The organism is Streptomyces soli, assembly GCF_003999195.1.
Taxonomy (GTDB): domain Bacteria; phylum Actinomycetota; class Actinomycetes; order Streptomycetales; family Streptomycetaceae; genus Actinacidiphila; species Actinacidiphila soli.
This window is the reverse complement of record NZ_RJVR01000032.1, coordinates 1-8,171: the sequence shown is the minus strand read 5'-3', so window position 1 is coordinate 8,171 and position 8,171 is coordinate 1. Positions and strand designations below refer to the sequence as shown.

7 protein-coding genes and 2 pseudogenes are annotated in these 8,171 nt (G+C 73.6%); 4 read left to right on the top strand and 5 right to left on the bottom strand.

The genetic code is table 11. The features are described 5' to 3' along the window. The 3 genes from EFK10_RS01815 to EFK10_RS01805 form a co-directional block, all read right to left on the bottom strand. A partial coding sequence (locus EFK10_RS01815) for a GAF domain-containing protein (protein WP_164835768.1) occupies window positions 1-1,392 on the bottom strand: 1,392 nt, incomplete at its 3' end. Between the two features lie 22 nt (window positions 1,393-1,414). Further along, window positions 1,415-2,158 carry a 3-hydroxybutyrate dehydrogenase gene (locus tag EFK10_RS01810; RefSeq protein ID WP_127354028.1) on the bottom strand — a complete coding sequence of 248 codons (744 nt, stop codon included), beginning with the start codon at window positions 2,156-2,158 and terminating at the stop codon, window positions 1,415-1,417. Between the two features lie 84 nt (window positions 2,159-2,242). After that, window positions 2,243-2,731: an NUDIX hydrolase gene (locus EFK10_RS01805; RefSeq protein ID WP_127354027.1), complete on the bottom strand. Its 489-nt coding sequence runs from the start codon at window positions 2,729-2,731 to the stop codon at window positions 2,243-2,245. Window positions 2,732-3,052: 321 nt separating this feature from the next. Here EFK10_RS01805 and EFK10_RS01800 point away from each other — a divergent pair, with 321 nt between their 5' ends. The 3 genes and pseudogenes from EFK10_RS01800 to EFK10_RS01795 form a co-directional block, all read left to right on the top strand. Continuing rightward, complete coding sequence (locus EFK10_RS01800) at window positions 3,053-4,087, top strand: O-antigen ligase family protein (RefSeq protein WP_127354026.1); 1,035 nt, start codon at window positions 3,053-3,055, stop codon at window positions 4,085-4,087. An 89-nt stretch (window positions 4,088-4,176) separates the two neighbouring features. Beyond that, a pseudogene (locus EFK10_RS51825) lies at window positions 4,177-4,305 on the top strand (LacI family DNA-binding transcriptional regulator); the annotation flags it as partial. A 39-nt stretch (window positions 4,306-4,344) separates the two neighbouring features. After that, window positions 4,345-5,121: pseudogene (locus EFK10_RS01795) on the top strand (TIM-barrel domain-containing protein); the annotation flags it as partial. On the opposite strand, the gene EFK10_RS01790 reads toward EFK10_RS01795, so the two are convergent. Continuing rightward, complete coding sequence (locus EFK10_RS01790) at window positions 5,121-5,648, bottom strand: hypothetical protein (RefSeq protein WP_127354025.1); 528 nt, start codon at window positions 5,646-5,648, stop codon at window positions 5,121-5,123. The pseudogene EFK10_RS01795 and the gene EFK10_RS01790 sit on opposite strands and share 1 nt — an antisense overlap. Window positions 5,649-5,686: 38 nt before the next feature. Then, window positions 5,687-6,475, bottom strand: coding sequence for a glutamate racemase (locus tag EFK10_RS01785; RefSeq protein WP_127354024.1), 789 nt, complete (start codon window positions 6,473-6,475; stop codon window positions 5,687-5,689). Between the two features lie 458 nt (window positions 6,476-6,933). On the opposite strand from EFK10_RS01785, the gene EFK10_RS01780 reads away from it, so the two are divergent. Further along, window positions 6,934-8,103: a glycosyltransferase gene (locus EFK10_RS01780; protein ID WP_206305269.1), complete on the top strand. Its 1,170-nt coding sequence runs from the start codon at window positions 6,934-6,936 to the stop codon at window positions 8,101-8,103. Window positions 8,104-8,171 lie beyond the last annotated feature (68 nt).

Below are 8,171 nucleotides of genomic sequence, written 5' to 3'. Positions count from 1 at the left end.
TGAGGCGTCGGCGTCCGGGGCGAGCGGGAGCAGCAGGACGGTGCCGCCGTCGCGGGCGGCGGCGAGGCCGTGCCGGGTACCGGCGAGGTGGGAGGCGGCCGACCACAGGCGCTGACGGTCGGCGGTGGCGTCGGCGTCGCCCTCGATGCGGGCGGCGAGCACGACGTGCGGCACGTCGAGGTCGGCGCCGAGCCGGCCGGCCCGCTCACGCAGCAGCCGCGGGTCCCGCAGCGGCGCGTCGAGCAGGTCGTCGAGCAGCTCGCCCCGGAAGCGCTGCTCGGCCTCCCCTGCGGTGCGGCGGGCGAGCAGTAGCAGGGAGGTGACCATGGCGGCGCGTTCCAGGGTGCGCTGGTCGACGGGGTCGAGGTCGGGATGGCCGTGCAGCACAAGGGCGCCGAGGAGTTCGCCGCCGGCGGTGACGGCGGCGGCCCAGGTGTCCTCATGGCGTACGGCGTGGCCGTCCTCGCGGGAGCGGGCGACGGCGTCCTCCAGTGCGGCGGGCAGCGGCTCCCGGTCGCTGCCCGCGACCTGGACCGTACCGGAGAGGACCTCGGCGACGGCGGCGGCCACGTCATCGACCCCGCCGCCGCGCAGCACGAGCTCGGTGAGGCGGTCGTGGACCTCGGAGGCGCGTTCGAGGACGGCGCTGTGCCTGCGGATGGTCTCGTTGGCGGCGCCCAGCCCGGCGAGAGCGGAGCGGGTTTCGTCCAGGAGGTTCGCGGTGTCGATGGCCACGGCCGCGAGCGAGGCCAAGGAGGCGAGCAGCGCGATCTGTTCCTGCCCGAAGACCCTGGCGCGGCGGTCGGCGGCGAAGAGCACGCCGATCACACCGCTGCCGAGCGCCAGCGGCACGCCGAGGATCGCGACCAGCCCCTCGTCGCTTACGCCGGAGTCGATGGTGCGGGTGTGGGCGAGGCGCTCGTCCTCGAAGTAGCTCTCCGTCGCGTACGGCATCGAGGTCTGCGCCACCAGCCCGCCCAGCCCCGCCCCCAGGTCGAGCCGCAGGCGCTGGAAGCGCGCCGACACCGAGCCCTCGGTGACCCGCATGTATGTGTCGCCGGCCTCGCGGTCGTGCAGCGTGAGGTACGCGACGTCGGTGCCCAGCAGCGACCGGGCCCTGCGCACGATGGCCTGCAGCACGGAGTCGAGGTCCCGCAGCCCCGCCAGGTCCCCGGCCGTGTCGAACAGCGCCGACAGCTCGGCCTCGCGACGCCGCCGACTCTCCAGGTCCGCCCGCACCCGCAGGGCCAGCAGCTTGGCCCGCTCCAGGGCCGCGACCGCCTCCGGCGGGGCGCCGTCCGCGCGGGCGAGCAGCACCGGCCGCTCGTACTCCTCGGCGCGGGCTCCCCGGGCGAGTAGTTCCAGGTAGGGCGCCTCAACGGGTCCGTTCATGGGCTCAAGGCTGCACGGCGGATCAGTGCGCCGTCCATCCTCCGTCCATGGTCAGTGACGCCCCGGTGATGAAGGACGCCTGCGGTCCGCACAGGTACGCCGTCAGCTCCGCCACCTCCTCGGGCTCCACCAGCCGCTTCACCGCGGAGTCGGCCAGCATGATCTCCGCGACGACCCGCTCCGGGTCGATGCCGTGGGCGGCGGCCTGGTCGGCGATCTGCCGCTCGACCAGCGGAGTGCGTACGTAGCCGGGGCAGACGCAGTTCGAGGTGACGCCGTGGGACGCGCCTTCGAGGGCGGCGGTCTTGGAGAGCCCTTCGAGGCCATGCTTGGCGGCGACGTACGCGCTCTTGTACGGCGACGCGCGCAGCCCGTGAACGGACGAGATGTTGACGATCCGGCCCCAGCCCTGCGCGTACATGTGCGGCAGCGCGCCCCGGATCAGGCGGAAGGGCGCTTCGAGCATCACGCGGAGCACGGTGGAGAAGACCTCGGGCGGGAAGTCCTCGATGGGGCGCACGAGTTGCAGCCCAGCGTTGTTGACCAGGATGTCGGTGCCGGCGGCGGCCTGCTCGGCGGCGTCGAGGTCCGTCAGATCCAGGACCACCGGCTCCACGGCCGCTTCCTCCGCGAGCGCCGCCAGCCCCTCGGCGTCCCGGTCCACGGCCCGTACCTTCGCCCCGGCGGCCGCCAGCCGCAGCGCGCAGGCCCGGCCGATGCCCCCGGCAGCCCCGGTGACCATTGCGGTGCGGCCGTTCAGTGTCATACGGCCCAGGCTAGACGCGGCGCCGGGCACGGCCCCATGTGGCCCCGCCATACAGTCCCGCTGCCCGGCATGTCCCCCGGCCCCTTACTCCACCGCCGGCGGCCCGGCGGGCTCGAACCACGGCAGACCATCCGCCAGCGCGTGCTTCACCCTCAGCCGCCCGAACCCGTCCAACTCCGGCAACGCGTCCAGGGCGAACCACGCGACCTCCAGCGACTCGTCGTCCGCCACCCGCGCCTCGCCGCCCACAGCCCTGCATCGGAAGCTGATGTCCACGTACTGCACGCGGTCCCCGTTCGGGTACTGCACCGGCCTCAGCGTCTGCACGAGCACGATCCGCTCCGCCACCGCCTGCACCCCGGTCTCCTCCAAAACCTCCCGCACGGCCGTCTCTGCAGGCTGCTCACCCGGCTCCCCGATCCCTCCGATCAAGGCCCACCGCCCGGTGTCCACCCGGCGGTTCAGCAGGATCCGGTCATCGTCGTCGAACACGATCGCGGTGACCCCCGGAAGGAACAGCTCCCGCTGTCCGATCGAGGCCCTCAGCTCACGAATGAAGTCGGGAGTCGGCATACGCCTGAGCGTAGCGGTCGGTACCGCCTGCGCCCGGGCGCGTTCTGTTCGTGGCTGGGTCGGGACCCCCACCCAGCCGCCAGGCTGGGGGAGGGTCTGGGGGCTGGCCCGCCAGCGGGGTCCAGGGGCGGAGCCCCTGGTTTCGGGAAGGGGCGGGGTGGGGGACAACCCCCGGCCGTGTGCGGGCGCGGCGCCGGCCCGAGGGACAACCTGGCGCACCCGGTGCAGGCGGCACCGCCGCACCGTGCGACGTATCCACAACACGCCACCCCAGCAGTTACGGTGAGCCCGGGACGGGGGCTCGGCAGGGGGGTCGGGGGGATGGACGACACGGGAATCGGCGAGGCCGACAGGCGGGGGCGGGACGGCCTGACGGATGCGCTGGGCGTGGTGGTGCTGGTGTGCTCCGCGTCGTGGGCGCTGATCGCGGCGGCGGGGCGCAGCGCGCGACCGGAGGGCGTGCTGCTGGCGGTGCTCGCGGTGGCGGCCGGGTACGCGGCAGGGCGGATCGGGGGGTCGCTGCTGCCGGTGGCCGCTCCGGCGTTGACGGCGCTCGCGGTGGTCGGGCTGGCCGTGGCGTTGCCGGGGCGGCTGGAGGGCGGCTCGCATACGCCGCCGCTGGGGTACGCGAACGCGGATGCCGCGCTGCTCGTCCTGGCCACGGGCGCCGCGTGCTGCGCCGCCTGGGCGGCCGGGTCTCCTGCGTTGCGGCTGGGGCTGCGGCTGCTGGGCGCGGGGGCGGCGGTGCTGGCCCTGGCGATCGGTTCGGCGGCGGGTTTCGCCGCGTCGGTCGGGGTGGTGCTGTGCTCGCTGGCGGCTGCCCGTACGCCCAGGGTGCTCGGCCTCGCCGGGCTGGCGCTGGCGACGGCCGTGGCGGTCGGGGGTACGTACGCGATGGCCGTGGACGCTTTGCCGTCCGGGCTGTCGGCCTCGGTGTCGGGGCAGCTGACGCCGGGGCGGGTGGCGCTGTGGCGGGAGGCGGTCCGTCTCGCCGAGGGGCATCCGTTGCGCGGGGTGGGGCCGGGACAGTTCGCCGAGGTCAGCCAGGCGGAGCCGGTCACGACGGCCGGCGCGGTGGGCCCCGCCGGGACACTGCGTTCGGCGCCGCTGCAGCTTGCCGCCGAGGAGGGCATTCCGGGGGTGGTGCTGCTCGCGGCCGCGTACGCCTGGGTCCTGTGGGCGCTGCGCCGGTCCCCGCGCCCGACCCCGGTCGTGCTGACCGCGGGCGCTGCCCTGACCGGCCTGGCCCTGCAGGCTTCCGTCGACCACATCCTCGGTTTCTCCGCCGTCACGGCGGTCACGGGCCTGCTGGCCGGTCTGGCCACCGCCCGCCCGGACCGTACCGAACACCCCTAAGGACCGGCCCTTGCCCCGGCACCGGGAGGCGACCAGACATTGGTGAATCGATTCGACGAATCGATTCGACACTGCACGACGGGAGCCGCATGACCACCATCAAGGACGTCGCCGAGCGCGCGGGCGTCGCGCCGAGCACCGTGTCGTACGTCCTGAGCGGCTCACGCAAGATCTCGGAGGACACCAGCCAGGCGGTCCAGCGGGCGATCGACGAGCTGGGCTACCACCCGCGCGCGAGCGCCCGCACCGCCGAGCCGGACCGCGGCCCGGGCAAGACCGTACGCGACGGCTCGGTCATCGAGCTTACCGCCGGCGAACTCGCTCTGCGGGTCGACACCGCCACCCCCTGGAGGCTGGACTTCACCGCCGCCGGCCGCCTCCTGACCTCCATCGGCGAGCGCGGCACCGGCTACGCGACCGATGCGGACGACCGGCACTTCATGATCGGGCAACTCACCCTCGGGGTGCATGAGTTGATCTACGGCCTGGGTGAGAGATTCACCCCGTTCGTGAAGAACGGCCAGACCGTCGACATCTGGCAGGCGGACGGCGGCACCAGCAGCGAGCAGGCGTACAAGAACATCCCGTTCCACCTCACCAACCGCGGCTACGGCGTCTTCGTCAACCACCCCGGCAAGGTCTCGTACGAGATCGGCACCGAGGCGGTCGGCCAAGTGCAGTTCAGCGTCGAGGACCAGTCTCTCGAGTACTTCGTGATCTACGCCCCGACCCCGAAGGAGATCCTGGACCGCTACACGGCGCTCACCGGCCGCCCGGCGCTGCCGCCCGCGTGGTCCTTCGGCTTGTGGCTGTCCACGTCCTTCACCACCGACGACGACGAGGCGACCGTCAACCGCTTCGTGCAGGGCATGACGGACCGTGAGATCCCGCTCAGCGTCTTCCACTTCGACTGCTTCTGGATGCGCGAGCACCAGTGGAGCGACTTCGTCTGGGACCCGGACGTCTTCCCCGCCCCGGAGGGGATGCTGACCAGGCTGAAGGCGCAGGGGCTGAGGATCTGCGCCTGGATCAATTAGGAGCGGAGTTTGAGACAGGCGCGGATCGCCTTTACCGCGCCTTCCGCGTCGTCCACCGTGACGGTGAAGTGACGTCCGTTGCCCAGGTCCACCACCAGGCCCGGGCCACGGCGCACCACCACCGCCGTCCCCTTCTCCGGTCGCCAGCGATACCCCCAACCGCCCCAGGCGCGCGGGCTCACCAGGGGGGCGAAGTGCACGCCGCTCACCTCGGCGATGGGGATGCGGCGGCGCGGCACGCCCATATGGCCGCAGCGCACCTCCACCGCGTCGTGGTCCACCCATACGCGTACGTGGGTGAACGCGATCGTCCCGAAGATCACCAGCAGCCCGACCGCGATGCATCCCACGACCGCCATCACCAGCGGCGCCATTCCCGTGGTGTACGAGCTGTCCACGGCCAGCTCGACCCCCAGCGCCACGCAGGCCGCTCCGGCCGCTGCCAAAAGCCACTGAAGGCGATTGCTGGCGTGGCCCGTCCACACGTGGGCTGTGCGCGCCTCATCACTGTGCGCGTCCGTCATGACCGCAGCCTACCTATGCGGGGCCACGTTGGCAGTCCCTACGCCACCGGCACGTCCGACGCCCGCAGCGCCCGGCCCTCCGCATACCGGTCCGCCTCCGGCGGAAGCGCCGACTCCCGGCCGCCCAGGATCACCGTCAGTCCCCCTGTCTGCTCCGCCTCCGGCGCCGGTTCCGCCCCGATCCGGCGCAGCGCCTGCGCCGCGACAGCCCCGGCCGAGCCGTACAGGGTGAGCTCGGCTCCGCCATTCGGCCGTACGGCGGCCCGGATCCGCTCTGCGACCAGCTCGTAGTGCGTACAGCCCAGCACGACCGCCCGCACGTCCTGCGGCGTCAGCGCCGCCGCCGCCGCGACCGCCGCCTCGATCGCCGCGTCATCCGCGTACTGCACCGCGTCCGCCAGTCCCGGGCACGGCACCTCCGTGACGTGGGCACCCCCGGCGAACTCCGCGATCAACCCGCGCTGATACACGCTCCCCGTCGTCGCCGGCGTCGCCCAGATCGCGACCGCCCCACCCGTCGCCGCCGCCGGCTTGATCGCCGGCACGGTCCCGATGACCGGCACCCCCGGCTCGAGCTCGGCGCGCAGCGCGGGCAGCGCATGCACCGACGCCGTATTGCAGGCCACGATCAGCGCGTCCGGCCGATGCGCCATCGCCGCGCGCACACACGCCAGCGACCGCGCCGTCACATCCTCCGGCGTCCGCGGCCCCCACGGCAGCCCCTCCGGATCCGACGACAGCACCAAATCAGCGTCCGGCCTCAACCGCCGAAGCGCCGCCGCCGCCGCGAGCAGCCCGATTCCGGAGTCCATCAGCGCAATCTTCACCGGCGCAACTTTACGCGACCGCACCCCCTGGCCCGTGGTGCGTTGCGCGACCCAGGTTCCCCGGCAGGGCTTGTCCGGGCCGAAACGAGGGGCAACCGGCGCACCAAGAATGCGGCGCCGGGAGGTGGAAAAAGGACCCCCTCCGAGACCACCCACCGGGCGCAAGCCGTCGAACCGACCGGAGGGGACGGTGTCGGGGTGGGTCCGTAGAGACATCAAAGCGACGCAGAACGCCCGGTTCCGAGCGAGCGAGGAACAGGGCGGCCGAGGCTGGCCGTCTCCTAGGACCCAGCCCGGCGGCGGCCCCGACCCGACCACCCGGCAGACGCGCAAGAGCCCGCACCCAACGGTCCCGGGCCATTCGGGCGGGGGTGAGGGAAAAAGCCCCGGGCAACCACCGCCCATGGGGCGGAAAACGCGGCGCCGAATGCGGAAGACTGCGGGACGTGACGGTACTGATGTGGGTCGCGGTCGTATCCCTGGCAGCGTGGACGTGGCTGACGCTGGGCCAGGGCTTCTTCTGGCGGACGGACACACGGCTGCCGCCGCCCGGCGAAGTCGGCACGTGGCCGGCGGTAGCGGTCGTGATCCCGGCACGGGACGAGGCGGAGGTACTGCCGGTGAGCCTGCCGTCCGTCCTGGGACAGGCCTACGAGGGCCGGGCCGAGGTGTTCCTCGTGGACGACGGAAGCTCCGACGGCACGGGGGACATCGCCCGGGCCCTCGCGGAGCGGACCGGCGGCCTGGCGCTGACGGTGACCTCCCCGGGGGCGCCGCCCCCGGGGTGGACGGGGAAGCTGTGGGCGGTACGCCATGGCATCGCGCTCGCCGCGGAACGCACGGACGCGGAGTATCTGCTGCTCACGGACGCGGACATCGCGCATGAGCCGGACTCGCTGCGCGAACTGGTGTCGGCGGCGCGGGCGGGCGGCCTGGACATGGTGTCGCTGATGGCGCGGCTGCGCGTCGTGACGGGATGGGAACGGCTGATCGTTCCGGCGTTCGTGTACTTCTTCGCGCAGCTGTATCCCTTCCGGTGGGTGAACCGCCCCCGCGCCCGCACCGCCGCCGCGGCGGGCGGCTGCGTGCTGATCCGCCGGGACGCCGTGGAACGGGCGGGCGTGCCGGAGGCGATCCGGCACGCGGTGATCGACGACGTCGCGCTGGCCCGGGCGGTGAAGCGCAGCGGCGGCCGCATCTGGCTGGGGCTGGCGGACCGGGTGGACAGTGTGCGGCCGTATCCGGGGCTGGCGGAGCTGTGGCGGATGGTGTCGCGGAGCGCGTACGCGCAGCTGAGGCACAGTCCCTCGCTGCTGGCGGGGACGGTGGTGGGGCTGGCGTGCATCTATCTGGTGCCGCCGGTGGCGGCGGTCGCCGGGGCGCTGACCGGGTCGTGGTGGGCGTGCGCGGCGGGGGCGGCCGCGTGGGGGCTGATGGCGGGGACGTACGGGCCGATGCTGCGCTACTACCGCCAGCCGGTGTGGTGGGCGCCGCTGCTGCCGCTGACGGCGTCCCTGTATCTGCTGATGACGGTGGACTCGGCGGTGCAGCACTACCGGGGCCGGGGCGCGGCGTGGAAGGGCCGCACCTACGCACGCCCCGGCGCGGACGCCGACGCGTCCGCATAGGCCCCGGCGCAGGCCTCGGCATAGGCCGCCGCGAGGCGCGCGCCGACCGCCGCTGTGCCGAAGCGGCG